This window comes from Symmachiella dynata (assembly GCF_007747995.1).
Lineage (GTDB): Bacteria > Planctomycetota > Planctomycetia > Planctomycetales > Planctomycetaceae > Symmachiella > Symmachiella dynata.
The window spans coordinates 1,430,293-1,449,427 of sequence record NZ_CP036276.1; the positions used below are offsets into that span (position 1 = coordinate 1,430,293).

The following is a 19,135-nucleotide window of genomic DNA, read 5'->3' on the forward strand; positions in this document are numbered from 1 at the left end:
AGATGGTCTACTACAAGTCGTTTCAAAACCCTCTGACGCGTCACGCAAACACTTGTATTAAAGATTCCTGAACAGGCGCAACCGGGTTTTGAAACTGGTTCTAGTAATTGATACACCCCAACGCGACGAGATTATTGTGAATCCACGACACGAACTTGATGCTTTGACCGGACTGTTTGGCGGCAGCGATGCTTTGGTGTCGGAGGCGGAACACATCCCCTCGGCGCTGACTCCCGAACCTTATAAGCAGATGTTGGTGCACGACCACCACATGACGGTCACCATGGAGGAGTACCATGGCTGCAATGTGGACGTCAAAATCATTGACCGACATTTGGAAGAAGATACCTATACCCGCAAGATCCTGTTGCTGAAATCCGGGACGGACGAGGTGGTGCAATTCGGGATTGTGCGATTCAATTTTGCCTATGTCACTCCGACCGTTCGAGAAGAAATCTTGGCGGGGCAGATTCCGTTGGGGCGGGTGTTGATCAATCATAATGTGTTGCGGCATATTGACTTGGCGGCGATTTTGCGTGTGGCTCCGGGGCCGGAATTGCTGGGTTACTTTGGCATGAATCCAGGGGATGTCACGTACGGACGTTTGGCTACAATTTTCTGTAACCATCAACCAGCTGTGGATTTGCTGGAGATCTCAGCACCGCTGACAGCGACGGAGTAATTTGAAAATGGCTGACGATTGGAAATTTTGTAAGGCCACTGCTGGCAGCGACGCGTTCTGTCCCCCGGTGGAGGATGCGTACGATGTGATCGTCGTTGGCGGCGGTCCTGCGGGGGCAACGGTGGCAACTTTGTTGGCCGAGTTTGGTCACAGCGTGGTGCTGTTTGAACGGGCCGGGCAGCAGCGGTTTCATGTGGGGGAATCGCTGATTCCCGAGACGTACTGGACGCTGGAGCGGTTGGGGCTGATTGATCAATTGCAGGCCAGCGCCTTTACCAAAAAGTACAGTGTGCAGTTCGTCAACGAAAACAATCAGGAATCGGCCCCGTTTTATTTTGACAAACATAACCCGCACGAGTCGTCGCAGACGTGGCAAGTGGTCCGGGCGGAATTCGACCGTATGTTGTTGGAGAACGCTGTCAAAAAAGGTGCGGTCATCCATTCAGCTGCGCAGGTTCAAGATGTTCGTTTTGACGGCGAACGTGCTGTGGGCGTGCGCGTGAAATTGGCGGGGGAGGATGATCCGCGAAACGTCTCAGCCAAGGTAGTGGTCGACGCCACGGGACAATCAGCGTTTCTGGCCAGTCGGTTGAAACTGAAAGTGCCCGATCCCAAGCTGAAAATGGGGACGGTCTGGTCCTATTTCCGGAATGCGCGCCGCGATCCGGGACGCGACGAGGGGGCGACGTTGATTATTCAGACGCCCGGCAAGAAAAGTTGGTTTTGGTATATTCCTTTGCCCGACAATATCGTCAGCGTCGGTTGCACGGGGACGATGGAATATATGTTCGCTGCTGGGCGGGGTTCCGCTGCGGACGTTTTCACCCAAGAGGCAGAGCGGTCGACGGCCATTACCGCTCGGCTGGCGGAGTCGACGCGTTGTGACGACTTTCACACGACCAAAGATTTTAGCTATTCGTCGCGGCAAGGCGCCGGTGATGGTTGGATGTTGGTGGGAGATGCACTGGGATTCATCGATCCGGTTTATTCCAGCGGCGTGTATCTGGCACTCAAATCGGGTGAGATGGGAGCCGACGCGATCCATGCGGCACTAGGAGAGGGAGATGTGAGCGGCGAGGCGTTGGGAAACTGGCAGGCAAAATATCGCGGCGGCGTGGATTCATTCCGTAAATTGGTGTATGCCTTTTATTCGCCCGAATTCAGTTTTGCCAAATTTCTCAAGGCGCATCCTCAGTATCATTCGAATCTGGTGGACATCCTCATTGGCAATGTGTTCAGGCCGGGAGTGGATGAGATCTTCGACGCCATGGGAGACATCAGTCCGCAGACAGCTGTTTGATCGGGCCGTTGGTTACACCACATTCGGAAGACGCAATGAAATATGTGATTTGGATTTCTGTCGTTGTGCTGTTGATCCTGCACCAGGATTTTTGGTGGTGGGACGATGGGACATTGCTGCTGGGAATTGTGCCGATCGGACTGGCGTCCCATATCGCGATATCGCTGGCCGCCGCGGTGTTATGGTTCTTGGCAACGATCTATTGCTGGCCGCACTCCGCTGAAGAGGCCGAATCGTCGACCGCGCCGACGACGGAAGGTGGGCAGGGATGACACAATTGGCGATTATCGGCGTCTATTTGGCGTTGTTGCTGGGATTAGGCCTGTTCTCGTCGCGGTTATTTCGCGGGACGGGCGAAGACTACATGTTGGCTAGCCATTCCATCGGCCCGTTCTTGTTGTTGATGTCGCTGTTCGGCACCACGATGACGGCCTTTGCGCTGGTTGGTTCAACGGGCGAAGCGTTTCGCGAAGGAATCGGCGTTTACGGTTTGATGGCGTCGTCGAGTGGGATTGTGCATTCGCTTTGTTTTTTATTGATCGGCGTGAAGATCTGGTCGTTCGGGTACAAGCACGGCTATACGACGCAGATTCAATTTTTTCGCGACCGGTTGGGGAGCAATGGAATCGGGCTGCTGTTGTTTCCGATCATTGTGGGACTGGTGATCCCGTATTTATTGATCGGCGTGATCGCGTCGGGAGCAGTGATTAACGGCGCAACCATCGGAACGTTTCCTGAGACGTTTGCCGCTACACGGGGTGGGGTGCCGCATTGGTTGGCGGCGCTGGTGATTTGCAGCGTGGTTTTGATTTACGTCTTCTTTGGCGGCATGCGAGGTACTGCTTGGGCGAACACGTTTCAAACCAGTGTGTTCATGATCTTGGGTGTAGTGACGTTTGTGGTGATTGCCAATGGCATCGGCGGGCAAGATGGGTTGTGGGCCAACATGCAGGCGGCGACGGCCAAGGTTGCCCAGGCTCATCCGGATCGATTGACACGGAGCGAGATGAGCAAGTTTATGTTCACCACTTACTTGTTGATTCCGCTGTCAGTCGGGATGTTTCCGCACGTGTTTCAGCATTGGCTGACCGCTCGAAGCGCACAGACATTTAAACTGCCGGTGATCGTGCATCCGCTGTTTATCATGCTTGTCTGGGCTCCGTGCGTGATGGTGGGCGTGTGGGCGACGTCCGCGACGTTAAACGGGCAGTTGATCGTGCCGCCGGATGTGCGTCCCAATACGGAGTTGCCGCTGATGGTCGCCAAACTGGCTGGGCCGGTGTTGGGGGGCTTGTTGTCGGCGGGAATTTTGGCGGCAATCATGTCGTCATTGGACAGCCAGTTTTTGTGCATCGGATCGATCTTCACGAACGATATTGTATTGCATTATTGGGACAAGAAGCGGTTCAGTGAAAAACAGATCGTGATGTGGGCACGGCTATTTGTCGTGGCAATTGTTGCAGTGACGTATGGACTCAGCCTGTTCGAGCCGCGCAGCGTGTTTGCGATGGGCATTTGGTGTTTCAGCGGATATACGGGGCTGTTTCCGTTGGTGTTCGCGGCGCTGTATTGGAAACGTCTCACCGTGGCCGGGGCGTATGCGTGTGTATTGACCGTGGCGGGAATGTGGTTGTGGTTGTTTGCGGAATCGGGATTTGGGGCCAATGCGAATTATACGTTTCAGCTACCGGCCTTCGGTCAGCAACTGGAGATGATGCCCGTGTTGCCGATTACTGTGGCGTCGGTGGTGGCGCTGGTCGCGGTCTCCCTGGTGACATCTCCGCCGCCGGATGAGACGTTGCGGCGGTTTTTTCCGGAGTCTCAAAGCTAACCGCGAAGGTCCGGCATACTTGAATTCATTGATATATTGTTTGGATGCTTCTGAATGTTCACTGCGACCCACCGCGTTCAATTTCACGAAACCGATATGGCGGGGATCGTGCATTTCTCGAACTTTTATCGATACATGGAAGAAGTCGAGCATGCCTATTTGCGGTCGTTGGGGCTGAGCGTTTCGATGACGGGGCCTGATGGGTCGGTGATTGGCTGGCCGCGGGTCCGGGCGCAGTGCACGTTTGAGGCACCGGCCTATTTTGAGGACGTGATCGAAATTCGTCTGAAATTGATGCGCAAGGGTGTCAAATCGCTGACGTTTGAGGTCGAATTTTATCGCGCTGAACGGCGATTGGCCCGGGGATCGTTGAAAACCGCTTGCTGCATCGTGGCGCATGGTCAACCGCTGGTCTCGATCCCGATTCCGGAAGATATCGACGTGAAATTCATTGAAGAACCGGCGGAATCGGCCTGACGATGTCTCCGTGGACCTCAACGCCACTGGCGTCGGCTTCGGGTGTCGGGTAGCATGGATTGTCAGGCGGTCGTGATGCGTACGGAGACGAATCGGGACTGCATTGTCTTGATTGCGGCGGGTGCGACTCGTTGTTGGCTGGTTTGTTACGGTCGCATTGGTCGCGGCACTGGCGGACAAGCCGCCAGTGGCACCCCCTAACGTCTTTTTTGTGGTATTCCACTCGCCCCGTTCGGGCGGGATTTGCGTCCGTCCACTCCGACCGATCCGTCATGCATTACGTACCCGAATCGGCCCGTGCTTTTTTAGAAAGTGGCGGGACCGCGCCTGAAGACGAGGAAGCGACGAGCTTTCATTACGTCTCTGCGCCGCTGTATTTGTTGACAGCGCTTGTGGGTGCGCTGTTGGCGGCTGATTTTGTCATTCAAATCAGCAACAATCCCGCCTGGGAACCGTATCAGACCGTGTTCGGCTTCCGTTTGGCGCTGCTGGCGGCGGTGATTGGCGGGGCGCGGATTTTGTATCAGACGCTCGAAGGCCTATTCGATGGGCGGATCGGTGCGGATTTGGCGCTGACGATTGCCTGCTTGGCGGCCATTATTCTCGGCGAGCCGCAGGTGGCGGCGCTGGTGGTCTTCATCGCCATTTGCGGCGAGAGTATCGAGGGCTACACCAACGGCAAAGCGCGGCAAGCGGTGCTGAGCATTTTCAATCTGCGCCCCAAAACCGCGCATGTGATACGTGACGGCGACGAGGTGGATGTCGATCTCGATGACGTCGCAGTTGGCGAGCTAGTCGTCGTGCGTCCCGGCGAACGGATTCCGGTCGATGGTAGCGTGCTAGCGGGGACCTCGGCGGTCGATCAAAGTTCGCTGACCGGTGAGAGCCTGCCGATTGATAAAGTTCCCGGTGACGAGGTGTTTGCCGGGACGTTGAATCAGTTCGGGGCACTGTCGGTTGAAGTCGAAAAAACGGGTGAAGAGACGACATTCGGGCAGGTGCTGCGGATGGTGGCCGAGGCGATGGAGCGGAAAGCGCCCATCGAGCGGACGGCGGATCGGCTGGCGCGGTATTTTTTGCCATTTGTCTTAACAGCTGCGGCAGCCACGTTGGTCGGCTGGCGGATCGCTGCCGGCGATTGGCGAGCCGGATTGATGCCCGCCTTGGGCGTGTTAGTCGTGGCTTGTCCGTGTCCGTTGATCTTAGCGACGCCCAGCGCGGTGATGGCAGCGCTGGCGTGGTTGGCGCGCAACGGGGTGGTGACAAAGGGTTCGATTGCCCTGGAGCGTTTGGCCAAGGTCGATTGCATTGCGTTTGACAAGACCGGCACGTTGACACGCGGCGAACCGGCACTGGGGGGGATCGTCACCTGGGGGGGATTGGACGAAACCGAGTTATTACGGATCGCGGCGGCGGCGGAAAAACGGAGCGAACATGTGCTGGCGCGGTTAATCGTCCGCGAAGCCGAGGGCCGCATGTGCGTGGTGCCGGACATCGAAGAATTTGAGGCGCATCCCGGTTGCGGCGTGACCGGTGCGATTCGCGGGTCATCGCTCGGACCGGACTATACACAGGAGTCGCACCGGGTCGTGGTGGGCAATCGCCGGTTGTTGGAATCGATGGGCATCGTGTTGCCCGAGGATTTTGAACAACGGTTGGATGAAGTCGAAAATCTAGGCCCGACGCAACTGTTGGTAACGATTGACGGCCAACTGGTGGGGGCGATTGGCGTACGGGATACGCTACGGCCCGAAGCACGCAAAGTGTTGGCCGAATTGCGCGCCGAGGGGATCGAGTCGTTCGCATTGTTAACGGGTGATCGAGCCGAACCCGCGCAAATGGTGGCGGATGCCTTAGAAGGCATCGATGAAATTGGCAGCGAATTGTTGCCGACCGACAAAGCACGGTGGATCGAAGCGCAGACCAAGGCGGGCAAAAAGGTCGCCATGATTGGCGACGGCATCAACGATGCACCGGCATTGGCCTCGGCGACTGTGGGCCTGGCGCTGGGAGGAGTCGGCAGCGACGTGGCCGCTGAGGCTGGGGACTTGGTCCTGATGGGGGATCCGCTCACGCCATTGCCCGGTTTGTTGCGTTTGTCGCGGCAGTTGGTACGCGTGATCAGTCAAAGCATTTATCTGTTTGCGTTTGGGATGAACGGCTTGGGGGTGATTTTGTGCGCATGGGGAATTCTCAGCCCGGTGGGCGGTGCGATCTTCCATGAATTTGCCTCGTTGGCGGTGATGTTGAATTCGATGCGGTTATTGTGGTTCGAGCGTTGGGACGAAACGCGGTTGGGGCGCGGGGTGGAATCGCTCGGCGGCTTTTCCGAAGTGGTGGCCACAGCGCTGTCTCCGTCACGGTTGGCTTTCGGATTGGTGCGGCACTGGAAGATGTTGGCCAAGGTGGCTGCAGCGGCGTTGTTGGTTTATTGGCTGACGTCGAACCTGGTGGTGATTCGCGAAGACGAATCGGCGCTGGTCACGCGTTTTGGTCGGCAAGAGGCGATGTTGAATTCGGGGATCCATTTCCGTTGGCCCGCTCCACTGGAAGTTGTCCGCCGCGAAAAGTTCGCCAGCATCCGCACAATCCCGTTGGGCTTTCGAGCTCCGCAGCGTGAGGCGGGCGGCGAGGGACAGGCGTTTGTGGAATGGCAGTCGGAACATACGCGGGCCGATTATCAATCGCGTCCGGAGGAAGCCTTGATTCTCACCGGTGATGAGGTGCCGGTGGAGATCACAGCTGAAGTGCATTACCGCATACGGGATCTGAAAAAGTTTGCCTATGCCAGCGCGGACCCGGAGACCATGTTGCGGGCCGTAGCGGAAACCAAGTTGCGGGGGTTGGCGGCGCATTTGCCGTTGAACGATATATTGACCAGTGGCCGTCAGAAAATGGAGGCGGATTGTCTGGAGCTGACGCAGCGTGCGGCGGATGATTACGATTTGGGAGTGGAACTGACCGGTGTGAACCTGCTGGATGTGCATCCGCCGATTGATGTGGTTCCCGCATATCGTGACGTCGCTGATGCAATGGAGATGCAACAGAAATTGGTGAACGATGCACAAGCGTATTATGCCCGCAACGTGTTGGAAGCAGCAGGCGAAGATGCGATTCGTGTGTTGAGCGGATCGACCAGTGACGTGCAATCCGCACCAACGTCAACGACCGGCGGAGTCGCCGATTGGTCGCTCGACGATGAGCTGTGGGCGAAATTGACAACGGAAACGAACGGTAAAAGCCCGTTGTCGGGTCAAGCAGCGTCGAAGCTGCATGCAGCGCATCATCAAAGTGCGCAGCAAGTGCAATCGGCGGTGGGGGAAGCGGCTCGGTTTGAAAGTCTTTTGAGTGCTCACCGGAGTAACCAACATTTGACACGCACCCAAATGTATTGGGACACGGTCGAGCGCGTGTTGTCGGTGCGTCCGCTGACAATCATCGATCCAAAGGTAGCGGGGCGGCAGAATTTGTATCTCCTCGATCCGGATCGTTTCGGCGCCGGCAACTCGGTCATGTTGCCACAAGCACAACCAGAAGAAGAACAACCACTCGTCGGTCAGCCGGAACCATGATGGTTGGCCGTTGATTATGGCGTTTTGTGAATGAGCATTTAATTGGTATGGAAAGTCAGTCGAAGATTAAAGTTTTAACGCCAAAGGCGTTAAACATATTAGCCTGGGGGCACGAACGAAGTGAGCACACCCCAGGTTGGTGATGGAATCGTAGAATACAACCCTGAAGGGGTTGTTCACTCGTCCATCAATGAAATCGTCAGGCCAACGAATGAAAAACCCCTTCAGGGTTTTTTCGTCGTCAATGATGGATTTCCTAGGGTGGCGCGGCTGTGTCGCTTACCCTAGGCTATGGTGATTCACCCCGTTGGGGTGTTTGTTGGGATGCACGCGGAATTGTTTGACCGGATTTGTGGAACTACTGAAAACCATGAGTGACGTTGTGACAAAACCAGGATCTGAATCAACTGCCGGTCGCCGATTGGCGCGCCGTGCCTTGCGGACGCTGGTCCTGTGGGGGGCGGTCTTTGCAGTCATCGCTCTGTTGGCCAGTTGCGTGGTGTTTGTGGATGAGACGCAATACGTGATCGTCGAGCGACTGGGGACCATTGCGGCTGTTTATGACCGGGATGAGGATCGCGGCTTGCAGTTCAAGTTGCCGTGGCCGATTTCGACGGTGCGGACGTTTGACCGCCGGTTGCAATTGCTCGATCCGCCGGGGCGTGAATTGTTCACGGGAGATAAGAAAAATATCACGGTCGATACTTACGTCTGTTGGCGGATTGCTCCCACGTCCGCGGAATCGTCGGCGGAACTTTCCGACCGGCCGGTGGTGCGATTTTTTCGTTCGCTGGGAAATGTCTCCACGGCTGAGGACCGCTTGATGTCGCGGTTGCAGTCGTTGTTGTCGGCCGAGTTTGGCCGGGTGGAGTTGACCGATCTGCTCAGCGTCGAAAACTCCGAAGCGGGTCCGCAGGGGGACAGTTCAATGGAGTCGCTCACGGAGCGTTTGAAGTCGCGGTTTGAAAAATCGGAGGAGGGGGCGACCTCACCGCGTGAGGCATTGGGGATTGAAATCGTCGATGTGCGGATCAAACGGATCAATCTTCCCGAAGCGAACCGGTTTGCTGTGTTTGAGCGGATGAAAAGCGAACGTCAAAAAATCGCCGATCGTTATCGCAGCGCAGGGCTGGCGCAGAATACCGTGATCCGCAGTCAAGCGGACCGGCAGCGTGAGGAGATTCTCGCCAAGGCCGATGCGGATGCACAGCGGATTCGCGGTACGGGGGAAGCCGAAGCGCTGCGGATTTTGAATCAAGCTCATGCGCAGGATCCAGAGTTTTATCGTTTCGAGCGGACGCTACAGTCGTATCACAAGATTCTCAATGAACGGACCACGCTGGTACTTTCGGCCTCCAGTGCGTTGCTAAAATTATTGACCGAAGGAATTCCCGATATTCAAGAACCCCAGCCGGAAACCAAGTCGGCTGATCCGTCGACGGATGCACCCGTTGCGGAGAAAAACGTGTCACAATCGTCAGCGACTCCCGATACGATTTCCGAGAAAACGCGTGCGGAGGCCACAAAGTGAAACGCGCGTTGGTCGTGATCTTGATTCTTGTCGCTGGTTATTTTGCTAGCGGGCTGTACATCGTGGGGGGCAATGAAAAAGCGCTCCTGCGACGTTTCGGCCGCGCGCGGTTGCCGCTGGTCGGGAGCGGGTTGCATTACGCGCTGCCCTGGCCGATGACCACGATCTCCCGCATCAATCCCAGCGAAGTCCGTACGCTGCAAATCGGGGGTGTGGCCTCGGAGTCGCTGGAAGGGGATCAATTTCTCTTGGCGGCCGATCAGTACCAGCTTGATGAGTTTCTTACCGGCGACAAGAACATTTTGAATGTTCAGGTCAACGTGCAATACCGGATTTCCGAAGCGGATGCGGCCGATTATTTGTTTGGCTGTGTTAATCCCGAAGAGCATTTGCGGTTAATGACCGAGTCGTTATTGGGAGACGTGGTTGCTCGTAGCGGCGTCGATTTTGTACACCCCTTGGGGTTGGCCGAATTGCGAGCGATGCTGACTCAACGTACACGGGAGTTGGTACAGTCGCATCGTTTGGGAATTGTGATTGAAGATGTAGACATCGCCGGTGTCTCACCACCGTTGTTGGTGAAGCAGGCATTTGTGGATGTGAGCAATGCGCGAGCCTCGAAACAACGGTTTATTAATGAGGCCTTGGCCTATCGAGAACAAACCGTGGCCGCCGCTTCGGCGAACGCACGGAAAAATGTGGATGAAGCAGAAACCGCGCGACGGTCGGCGATTGAGTCGGCGCGCGGCGAAGCGGACCGCTTCGGAAAAATCGTCGCCCAGTTCCAAGCCGATGCCGACGGCGGCGTGCAAACCTATGAGCAATCGCGTCAAATGACCTTGCGGCAAAAGTATCTGGAAATGTTGGAAACCATCGTCCCCAAACTGGCCAGCAAGGCGCTGCTTGATACCGACAAGCCGGTGAACTTGACGATTTTTCCTGAAAACAATAAGTGATTGGTTGGCGGTCAATTTTGGGCTGAGGCTGGAGAGCATTATAAATCACCACGGAGGCACGAAGGACACGGAGAAAAAAACTGTAGGCTTTTGACTGTCGAAAATGGTTCAACAGCTGCCCTCTAAAACCTAAAACCTAAGGCCTAAAGCCTAAAGCCTAAAGCCTATGGCCTCTGTGCCCTCCGTGCCTCCGTGGTGAAAAACATTTTTTGCAGGAACATGAACAAATGACTGGACGGAGTCCGGATACGGTGCGTGTGGGGGCCGTGAATTATTTGAATTCTAAGCCGCTGGTCGAAGATTTGGCTGCGGCTGAGGGAAGTGAGCTTCGGCTCGACTATCCCAGTCGGTTGGCGGATGATTTGGCGGGCGGCCATTTGGATGTGGCGTTGGTGCCCTCGATTGCCTGTCTGCAAAACCCGGATTATGAAGTGATTTCCGACGCTTGCGTGGCGGCTTGTGGCGATGTGCTCAGCGTGAAATTGTATTGCCGCGTGCCGGCGGCAGAAATCAAGACGTTGGCGCTGGATCAAGGATCGCGGACCAGTGCGACGTTGGTGCGGATTTTGTTGGCCGAGCGGTTTGGCTTGCATCCGGAACTCAAACCGTTGCCCTTGACCTGGTCGGTGGCGGACAGTGATGCCGACGGGGTGTTGATGATCGGTGATCGGGCGATTCATCCCCCGGCGGAGAAGTTTGTCGAAACCTGGGATCTGGCCGGTGAGTGGTTACAGTGGACCGGGTTGCCGTTTGTGTTTGCCATGTGGGTGGCGCATCGGGAGACCGATTTGGGCAGCGTGGCCGATGCGCTCAGTGCGGCCCGTGATTTGGGCGTCGAACGGATCGAGGCAATCGCCCGGCGGGAAGCGCCGTTGTTGGGGATTCCGCTGGACACGACGATTGACTACTTGACGAATAATCTTTATTACCGGTTGGGAGAGCGGGAACGCCTTGGACTGAATCGGTTTTATGAGTTGGCCGTCGAGCACGGCTTGGCTCCGGAGGGAGTGGATCTTGTCTTCAGAAATTGCGCCACTACTTGAAAAAGCGGTCGACGGCGGCCGGCTGACGCCCGAAGAAGGGCTGAAGCTGCTTGAGTCGCACGATTTGAACGCGCTGGGCGAAGCGGCCAATGCGGTAACGCAGCGGCTGCATCCCGAGCCGTACCGCACGTATAACATCGATCGGAATATCAATTACACCAACGCCTGCACGGCGGTGTGTGATTTTTGCGCGTTTTATCGTCCGCCCGATCACCCCGAAGTTTACGTGCTCGAACGCGAGGAATTGTACAAAAAGCTGCAGGAAACGGTCGAATTGGGAGGAGACCAGATCCTGCTGCAAGGGGGACTGCATCCCAAGTTGCCGTTGGAATGGTACGAAGAGCTGCTGTCCGATTTGCGCTCGCACTTTCCACAGATCAATATTCACGGGTTCAGTCCGCCGGAGATTCATCACTTCACCAAGATCAGCAAATTGCCGCTCAAAACCGTGCTGGAGCGGCTCAAGGCAGCGGGCTTGGGGAGTTTGCCGGGCGGGGGTGGTGAGATTCTGGTAGATCGGGTTCGCAAAGAGATCACCCGCGGCAAGGTGTTGACGGATGACTGGTTGAATGTGAATCGCGTGTGGCACGAATTGGGGGGCCGTTCGTCGGCAACGATGATGTTTGGTCATGTGGAGACCTTGGCCGAGCGGATCGAGCATTTGGAACGGCTGCGGCAAGTGCAGGACGAAACGGGTGGATTCACCGCTTATATTTGCTGGACATTCCAGCCGGACAATACGGACCTGTCGCACATCCCGCCGGTTGGTGCGTTTGAGTACTTGAAGACCCAAGCGGTGAGCCGGTTGTATTTGGACAATTTTGCGAATATCCAATCGTCCTGGGTCACGCAGGGAGAAAAAGTGGGGCAGATGGCGCTGTATTTCGGTGCCAACGACATGGGCAGCTTGATGATCGAAGAAAACGTCGTCGCGGAGGCGGGGACGGTGCATTATTTATCGTTGGAAACGATTCGTCGAGTTATTCAGGAATGCGGTTATATACCGCGGCAGCGCAACGTGTTTTATGAGTACATTGACGAAGTTGACGAGGCCACATCGTTGGAATTGGCCGGTCATGCGGGTTCGTCGTCGCTGAACGTGTTGCCGTAGGCGGAATTTTGGCGTTGGATGCGGTCCCGTCGCCGAGAATGGGGTAACTTTGGATTCCAGTCGTCCAGCTACTGCGCTACGCGGAATGGTTTTTGTCGAAAAAAACGATCCGCACGGTTGTCAGGATTCCCCCGATGATACACGTTGAGAACCTCACCAAGAGCTTTGCCGATTTGCGCCGCGGAACCGTGCACGCCTTGGATGGAGTGAGTTTCGACGTCCAGCCGGGCGAGATTTTCGGTTTGCTCGGCCCCAACGGCGCGGGCAAGACGACCTGTCTGCGGATGCTGAGCACTGTGTTGCGCCCCACGAGCGGAATCGCCGAGGTGGCCGGCTATAACGTAGCGACCGATCCGGCGAAAGTTCGCATGCGGATCGGTTTCATGTCGGGCAACACCGGGGTCTATGACCGCATGACCGCCTGGGAAATGGTGGAATACTACGGCCGGTTGTATGGCATGCCCGAAGACGCTCTGCAGGCGCGGTTGGAAGAGCTGTTTGAAACATTGCAGATGAATGAAATCCGGGACATGCTTGGCTCCAAGATGTCGACCGGGAATAAGCAAAAAGTATCCATCGCACGGACCATCGTACACGATCCGCCGGTGATGATTTTTGATGAACCCACGTCTGGATTAGACGTGCTGGTCGCCCGCGCGGTGCTGGAAGCGATCGCGCGGCTCAAGGATCAAGGCAAGTGCATTATTTTTTCCACGCACATCATGCGCGAAGTGGAAAAACTGTGCGACCGTATCGCCATCATTCACAAGGGACGTATCTTGGCGATGGGGACGGTGCAAGAGTTGGAAGACCGCTACCAGGAATCGGATATGGAAGAGGTCTTCTTTGATTTGATACAAGCTTACGAAGCGGAATTGGCCGCAGCAGCGGCCGAGGCCGGGTAACAATTTTCAATTTTGGCCGACGCAATCAACGACCCTTGGACCTCGCACGGCAAACATGATCAACTGGAAAAATGTCAAACTGATTTTCATGCGGGAACTGCGCGATCAGCTCCGTGATCGGCGTACGTTGTTCATGATCATCGTCTTGCCGCTACTGCTGTATCCCGGTCTGGGAATCGGCATGGTGCAGTTGACGGTGCTTTTTTCCGAGCAACCGCGGACGGTCGTGATCTTGGGGGACAAGAATTTGTCGCCCAAAACCTTGCCGCCGTTGTTAGAAGGGGATGGATTCGCCAGAGATCTGTTTGCCGATTCCGCAGATGCCGCGAAATTGCGGGTGCTCTCACAATCGGAGCTTGTTGCGGCCAATAGCGACGGAAAAGTTTCTGAAAAAGATGCCGAGTTATTGCAGCGGGCCGAGTCGATTTCGTCGATGGTCCCCGAGCGCGAACGGTTGCAGCAAGAATTGGCCGAATTGCAGGGGACTGCCCAATTTGGGACTGCGAACACGGAGCGGATGGAGGAACTTCGGCGGCAGTTGACGGCGATCAACGCCGAAATGGGCAAGCTGTTTGCCGAGTCGAAAATCCAAACCTTGGTGATTATTCCCCAGGATTTTGGCGAATCGGTTGCATCGGCCAACCAGCAATTGGTGGAGCGCGGTGGCGCAACGGTGCGGATCGCTGACTATGCGCGCCCGTTGATTGTACACAACAGTGCCGATGAAAAATCGCAGATCACCTATAGCCGCGTCGCCGAAGTTTTGGAGCATTGGGAAGATCAGATTCTCGATCAGCGTCTAGAACTGGCGGACCTGCCGGCGAATTTGCATCGACCGGTGGAGGCCCGCGGCGCGGATTTGGCGATGATCGAACAGCTCAGTTCGAAATTGTGGAGCCAATTATTTCCCGGTCTGCTGGTGTTGATGTCAATCACGGGTGCGTTTTATCCGGCGATCGACTTGGCGGCCGGCGAAAAAGAGCGGGGCACGATGGAAACCTTGTTGATTTGCCCCGCCTCCCGGTCGGAGATCGTGGTGGGCAAATTCTTCACGGTGATGTCGTTTAGTATTATGACCGCCTTGCTGAATTTGATCAGCATGGGGATGACAGGCCGCTATATGGTGGGGCTGATGGGGGCACGCACGATGCCGGGGATGACAACACCGACGTTGCCATCTCTGGGGGATGTTGCCTGGATCGTGATCTTTCTTGTGCCGTTGGCGGCGATGTTTAGTTCACTCTGTTTGGCGTTGGCGACGTTTGCCCGCAGTAGCAAAGAGGGGCAATATTACCTGACGCCGCTGTTGATGGTGACCCTGGGTTTGACGATGTTCTGTTTGTCGCCGGGAGTGGAATTGACCGAGCGGCCGATGTACAGCGTGATGCCGGTCTGCGGCGTGGCGTTGTTGCTCAAGGGACTGTTGATGTCGTCGTTGTCGACAGCGCCGCTGTATGTGTATGCCGTGCCGGTGTTGGGATCGACGCTGTTTTATAGCTTCTTAGCGCTGTATTGGGCGATTGAACAATTCAAAAGCGAAGATGTGCTGTTCCGTGAAGCGGAGCGGTTCGACCTAAAGTTGTGGGTGCATCATCTCCTGCGGGACAAGGAACCGACGCCGAGTTTTTCTGAGGCGGTGATTTGTTTCATTCTGATCATGATGTTGCAGTTTGTGGCGATCAGTGCATCGGGGGGCGGCGCTGGCACGGGGTGGATGATCCGTATGTTGTTGATCACGCAAATCGCTGTGATTGCCAGCCCGGCGCTCTTCATGGGGGTCATGTTGACCACCAGCTTGAGGCAAACATTTCGGCTCTACCTGCCCCGCCTGAAAATGGTGGCTGTCGCCATGGTGTTGGCGGTGGCGATGCACGTGCTCTCGTTCGAGTGGTTGCACCAACTCGATTGGTTCTTCCCCAAATTACCCGATTCGATGGAAGAGCCGTTAAAACGGCTGATGAGCGCGAATATGCCTTGGTGGATTATGCTGGGGACGATGGCCCTCGCACCGGCGATTTGCGAAGAACTGGCGTTTCGCGGTTTCATCTTGAGCGGACTGCGCCGCACGGGCCGCACCTGGATGGCGATCGGTCTGTCGAGCTGTGCCTTTGGTTTCATGCACATGATTCCGCATCAGGTCTTTAACGCGACTTTGTTGGGGCTGGTGCTGGGAATCATCGCAATCCGCAGCAACAGTTTGTTGCCGGGCGTGATCTTCCATCTGATTTATAATTCGCTGGGGGTTATCCATGGCCGCATTGGGCCGCAGTTGTTGGAGCGATTCCGCGGCAACCCGCTGGTTCGTGATGTGGACGGCCAAATGCTGTACGGCTGGCCGACGATCGTGATTGCTGCGTTGATTGCGTTGCCGTTGTTGTGGCGACTGATCCAAGGTATCAATCCCCGCTCGCCGCGGCAGGTCGACCAAATCGCTCCGAATTCGGCCCCGACACTGGTTTCGCCGGGGGCAGGCTCGGTTTAGCGGCGATGGCCTGGAAGCGTGCTTTTCGGCGATTTTTGGCTTTTGTAAGGCGTTTTCGTCTGCCGTGTGGGCTAAGAATCAGTTGCTGTCCGGCGTGATGTGAGGACCAACGGTGACGCTTGCAATCACGGCAGCTACGTACCTAGACTAAGTCTTAACGGTAAGCCTCTCTTCGTTGTCCACCCAAGCTGGGACGACGATATTCCCGCCTTTTTGTCCGAGATAACGGACGGACTTACGCTGACTGATGACTGATCAACCGACATACGACGACGATGCCGCATTGCCCAACGAACTTCCACCGGTCGAACCTCCGTCGGCGGGATTTATTCTGCAATTGTTTTTGATCCCGGCGTTGATCATCGGCGTGATCGTGGGAGTGGTCTTCGTATTTGGGTTGATGGCGTCTTCCCAGGACGATTGGCGGGATCTGGTGCAGAAGGTGGGCAGCCCGAACGGTGATATCCGTTGGCGGGCAGCGATGGGGCTGGCACAGATGTTGTCGTTGGACGACAAAAAGGAGAACTCAGAGGAGAACCTGGTTGGAAATCGCCAAGTGGCCGACGCGCTGTGTGGACTGCTCAACGAAGAACTGAGCCGTACGTCGCCCAACGAGGACGAAATACAAACGCAAGCGTTTTTAACCCGGGCGGTCCAGTTACTGCGCGTGCCGGATGTGGTGGTCCCGACGCTGATTCGCGCCATCGATGCGGATCAGGATTTGGAGGTTCGCAAAAACGGATTGGCGGCTGTGGCCATTGTCGCCAATCGGGCGCAAGAAGCGGGGCAACCTTTGAATGCGGAATTGACCGATGCGCTGACCGAGAAGCTGACAGAAGTCTCCGCTGAGATGACTCCAGCCGATTCGGCGCCGTTGATGCGACAGATGGGGGCGTTTGCTTTGGGCATGCTCGATTCCGAGCAGGCCACCGCACGGTTGCAGATCCTGTTGGATGACAGCAATCCGGCGACGCGAGCCAATGCCATGATTGGATTGGCGCGACATGAGGATGCGAGTGGATTTCCGGTGTTGGTGGAAATCCTCGAATCAGCGGCGCGGGCCCCCCAAGAAGATGACGACGCGTTTGAGCGGTTTGCTTCGGTGAAAAACGGGATTATGGCGATTGAGCTGCTGGCGTCGTCTTTAACGGTTGCGCAGCGTGAACAGTTGATTGAGCTGCTGTCTCCCATTGAAAAAAGCCATGCCGAACCGCGGATTCGGATCGATGCGGGCAACGCCATTAAGACGCTGAATTCGGTGAGCGAGACTCCGTGACATTGCGACTGCGGTCCGTGCCGGGCAGAGGATCCACACCTGTTTTTGCTGACGCTAGCTTCGCTGAAATTGGCCTCTGATTGTGTTCTCAGGTGGCTGATTCTTGACGAATGGCCACTCAGATGAGTACACAGGATGTTTAGATACACAGGAAGAGCAAACTGTAACGATTTTGCGGCTGTGTTTGAGACATGGTTTTTGCCGTGGCGGACCACGGAGGGGGGGCTGAGGGAGGCGGACAGGGGGCACAATGCTGGCGTGGGAAGATGGTACTGGTAGAGAATTTGGAAAATTTTCGCCTTTTTACGCAAGTTCGCCAAAAATCATGACCTATGTTTGAGCGTCAATCAGACGTTTGAGCGCTTGAAGCGGCAGATTCTCCGTTTTAACACCAGAAATGCTTTGCATTCGTGGAAAAGAATTGCCAGGATGCATGATGAAATGGGCGTTTGCGGAAGACGGGGGAGACGCTGTGGGGCGCGTGCTACGAATTCGAGGAATTGGAACACCAAAGGAGATGTTACCATGAAGATCAAATGGGCAGTAATGGTGGTAGCCCTTGCCACCTTCTGCGGAAGTAGTTCGGCGGAAGCCAGTAATTATTGTGGAGCGGCTGGGTACAACTGTTGCCCAACAGCTGCCTGCCAGCCCTCTTGCTGTTATACAGCTTGCAAGGTCGAGCGGCAGACCTGCTACAAGACTGTTTATGAAACGGTGTATGAGCAGGAAGAGTACACGTGCCACAAGACGGTCTATGATCGTCAAGTCGAAGAGCGCCAAGAGACTTGCTACAAGACGGTGATGGAGCAACACGAACGGGATTGCACCTACACGACTTGTCGTCCGGTCTTCGAGACGAGCCAAGTAGAACGTCGTTACACGGTCTGCAAACCCGTTTGGGAGACCTCGTACAAGCAGTGTAACTACACCGTTCGTCGCCCGGTTTGGGAAACATCGGAATGCGAACGCACTTACACGGTGTGTCGCCCAGTTTGGGAAACCACTGAAAAAGAGTGTCGTCGCACGGTCATGAAACGTGTTGTCGAAACCGTCAACCGCGAACGTTGCTACACGGTTCGCAAACCGGTAACGACTTACCGTACGGTGACGAAACAGACCGGTTGCTGGAAAACCGAGCAAGTTTATGTGCCCGGTCCGGTTCAACGTCGTTGCGTGACGGACGAATGCGGTTGCCCGCGGGTCTGCATGGTGCAGTGCCCGGGACATTACACGTGCAAACGTGTTTGGTGCCCGCAAACGGTTCAGTGCCAAGTTCCCTGTACGACCTACAAATGCGAAGTCGTGCGGCAAAGCTGCCCGGTTCAAGTTTGCCGGTACGTTCCTGAGACTGTTGTCGAAAAAGTGCCCGTACGGACTTGCCGTATGGTTCGCGAACAGCGGACCTGCAAAGTTCCGGTTCGCACCTGCCGTTGGGTTTGCGAAACCAAAACCCGACAAGTTCCGGTTCGCACCTGCAAAATGGTCCGCGAAGAACGGGTCTGCACGGTTCCTGTCCGGACCTGCAAAATGGTTACGGAAACGCATGTGAAGAAAGTTCCTTACTGTGTGGCCAAGAAAGTGCCTTACACCCGGACTTTCCAAGTTTGCAAAATGGTGCCTCGCCAAGTCGCCGAGACGCGTACGCGTTGCGTCGCTCGTTGTGTGCCGCGGAAGGTTGCCTATGAAGTCTGCCGTATGGTTCCGACAACCGTTTGCCCGACCAACTGCAACAGTGGGTGTTCAACCTGCGACGGCGGGTGTTCGAGCTGTGGCGGTGGCTGTGCCGATGGCAATTGTGGCGTGAGCGGAGCACCGCAAACGCACGAAACGGAAAAGCCCGCTCCAGAACCGGCTCCTGAGCCGGAAGCGGAACCCGAAGCTGCACCGAATCCGGGCGCTGAAGCCTAATCGTAACGCAGTTTTTGAGTCAAAGATGATGAACCAGGGAGCCGTGACGCAAGTCGTCCGG

Annotated in this window: 14 protein-coding genes; all 14 read left to right on the plus strand. The window is 55.9% G+C overall.

Going from position 1 to position 19,135, the window contains the following annotated elements:
- Nucleotides 1-136 precede the first annotated feature (136 nt).
- Nucleotides 137-682, plus strand: coding sequence for a hypothetical protein (locus tag Mal52_RS05425; protein WP_145374692.1), 546 nt, complete (start codon nucleotides 137-139; stop codon nucleotides 680-682).
- Nucleotides 683-689: 7 nt separating this feature from the next.
- Complete coding sequence (locus Mal52_RS05430; protein ID WP_145374693.1) at nucleotides 690-1,982, plus strand: NAD(P)/FAD-dependent oxidoreductase; 1,293 nt, start codon at nucleotides 690-692, stop codon at nucleotides 1,980-1,982.
- Nucleotides 1,983-2,017: 35 nt separating this feature from the next.
- Entirely contained in the window at nucleotides 2,018-2,254 is a 237-nt protein-coding gene (locus tag Mal52_RS05435; protein WP_145374694.1) for a DUF3311 domain-containing protein, read from the plus strand.
- A complete protein-coding gene (locus Mal52_RS05440) occupies nucleotides 2,251-3,813 on the plus strand; it encodes a sodium:solute symporter family protein (protein WP_145374695.1) in 1,563 nt (520 codons plus the stop codon). Before Mal52_RS05435 ends, Mal52_RS05440 begins: the two co-directional genes overlap by 4 nt.
- Before the next feature lie 54 nt (nucleotides 3,814-3,867).
- Nucleotides 3,868-4,290, plus strand: a complete 423-nt coding sequence (locus tag Mal52_RS05445) for an acyl-CoA thioesterase (protein ID WP_145374696.1) — start codon at nucleotides 3,868-3,870, stop codon at nucleotides 4,288-4,290.
- Nucleotides 4,291-4,562: 272 nt separating this feature from the next.
- Nucleotides 4,563-7,862: a cation-translocating P-type ATPase family protein gene (locus tag Mal52_RS05450; protein ID WP_145374697.1), complete on the plus strand. Its 3,300-nt coding sequence runs from the start codon at nucleotides 4,563-4,565 to the stop codon at nucleotides 7,860-7,862.
- A 370-nt stretch (nucleotides 7,863-8,232) separates the two neighbouring features.
- Nucleotides 8,233-9,393, plus strand: a complete 1,161-nt coding sequence (hflC, locus tag Mal52_RS05455; RefSeq protein WP_145374698.1) for a protease modulator HflC — start codon at nucleotides 8,233-8,235, stop codon at nucleotides 9,391-9,393.
- Nucleotides 9,390-10,349 carry a protease modulator HflK gene (hflK, locus tag Mal52_RS05460; protein ID WP_197534674.1) on the plus strand — a complete coding sequence of 320 codons (960 nt, stop codon included), beginning with the start codon at nucleotides 9,390-9,392 and terminating at the stop codon, nucleotides 10,347-10,349. Before hflC ends, hflK begins: the two co-directional genes overlap by 4 nt.
- 227 nt (nucleotides 10,350-10,576) lie before the next feature.
- Nucleotides 10,577-11,392 carry a menaquinone biosynthetic enzyme MqnA/MqnD family protein gene (locus Mal52_RS05465; protein WP_145374700.1) on the plus strand — a complete coding sequence of 272 codons (816 nt, stop codon included), beginning with the start codon at nucleotides 10,577-10,579 and terminating at the stop codon, nucleotides 11,390-11,392.
- Entirely contained in the window at nucleotides 11,364-12,503 is a 1,140-nt protein-coding gene (gene mqnC / locus Mal52_RS05470) for a cyclic dehypoxanthinyl futalosine synthase (RefSeq protein WP_197534675.1), read from the plus strand. Before Mal52_RS05465 ends, mqnC begins: the two co-directional genes overlap by 29 nt.
- A gap of 134 nt (nucleotides 12,504-12,637) precedes the next feature.
- The gene (locus Mal52_RS05475) at nucleotides 12,638-13,408 is read left to right on the plus strand and encodes an ATP-binding cassette domain-containing protein (protein ID WP_145374702.1); all 771 of its coding nucleotides are present in this window, start codon (nucleotides 12,638-12,640) and stop codon (nucleotides 13,406-13,408) included.
- A 55-nt stretch (nucleotides 13,409-13,463) separates the two neighbouring features.
- Entirely contained in the window at nucleotides 13,464-15,890 is a 2,427-nt protein-coding gene (locus tag Mal52_RS05480) for an ABC transporter permease subunit/CPBP intramembrane protease (RefSeq protein ID WP_145374703.1), read from the plus strand.
- A 247-nt stretch (nucleotides 15,891-16,137) separates the two neighbouring features.
- On the plus strand, nucleotides 16,138-17,166 hold the full coding sequence (locus Mal52_RS05485; protein ID WP_145374704.1) for a HEAT repeat domain-containing protein: 1,029 nt from the start codon (nucleotides 16,138-16,140) through the stop codon (nucleotides 17,164-17,166).
- Nucleotides 17,167-17,691: 525 nt separating this feature from the next.
- Nucleotides 17,692-19,074 (plus strand): hypothetical protein, encoded by a 1,383-nt coding sequence (locus Mal52_RS05490; RefSeq protein WP_145374705.1) that lies wholly within the window; start codon nucleotides 17,692-17,694, stop codon nucleotides 19,072-19,074.
- Nucleotides 19,075-19,135 lie beyond the last annotated feature (61 nt).

Bases quoted from the DNA above. Each gene is read 5' to 3' on its own strand.
- Mal52_RS05465 (WP_145374700.1), top strand. From the start codon at position 10,577: ATGACTGGACGGAGTCCGGATACGGTGCGTGTGGGGGCCGTGAATTAT.
- Mal52_RS05480 (WP_145374703.1), top strand. From the start codon at position 13,464: ATGATCAACTGGAAAAATGTCAAACTGATTTTCATGCGGGAACTGCGC.
- Mal52_RS05430 (WP_145374693.1), top strand. From the start codon at position 690: ATGGCTGACGATTGGAAATTTTGTAAGGCCACTGCTGGCAGCGACGCG.
- Mal52_RS05485 (WP_145374704.1), top strand. From the start codon at position 16,138: ATGACTGATCAACCGACATACGACGACGATGCCGCATTGCCCAACGAA.
- Mal52_RS05445 (WP_145374696.1), top strand. From the start codon at position 3,868: ATGTTCACTGCGACCCACCGCGTTCAATTTCACGAAACCGATATGGCG.
- hflC (WP_145374698.1), top strand. From the start codon at position 8,233: ATGAGTGACGTTGTGACAAAACCAGGATCTGAATCAACTGCCGGTCGC.
- Mal52_RS05440 (WP_145374695.1), top strand. From the start codon at position 2,251: ATGACACAATTGGCGATTATCGGCGTCTATTTGGCGTTGTTGCTGGGA.
- Mal52_RS05450 (WP_145374697.1), top strand. From the start codon at position 4,563: ATGCATTACGTACCCGAATCGGCCCGTGCTTTTTTAGAAAGTGGCGGG.
- Mal52_RS05490 (WP_145374705.1), top strand. From the start codon at position 17,692: ATGAAGATCAAATGGGCAGTAATGGTGGTAGCCCTTGCCACCTTCTGC.
- Mal52_RS05435 (WP_145374694.1), top strand. From the start codon at position 2,018: ATGAAATATGTGATTTGGATTTCTGTCGTTGTGCTGTTGATCCTGCAC.
- Mal52_RS05475 (WP_145374702.1), top strand. From the start codon at position 12,638: ATGATACACGTTGAGAACCTCACCAAGAGCTTTGCCGATTTGCGCCGC.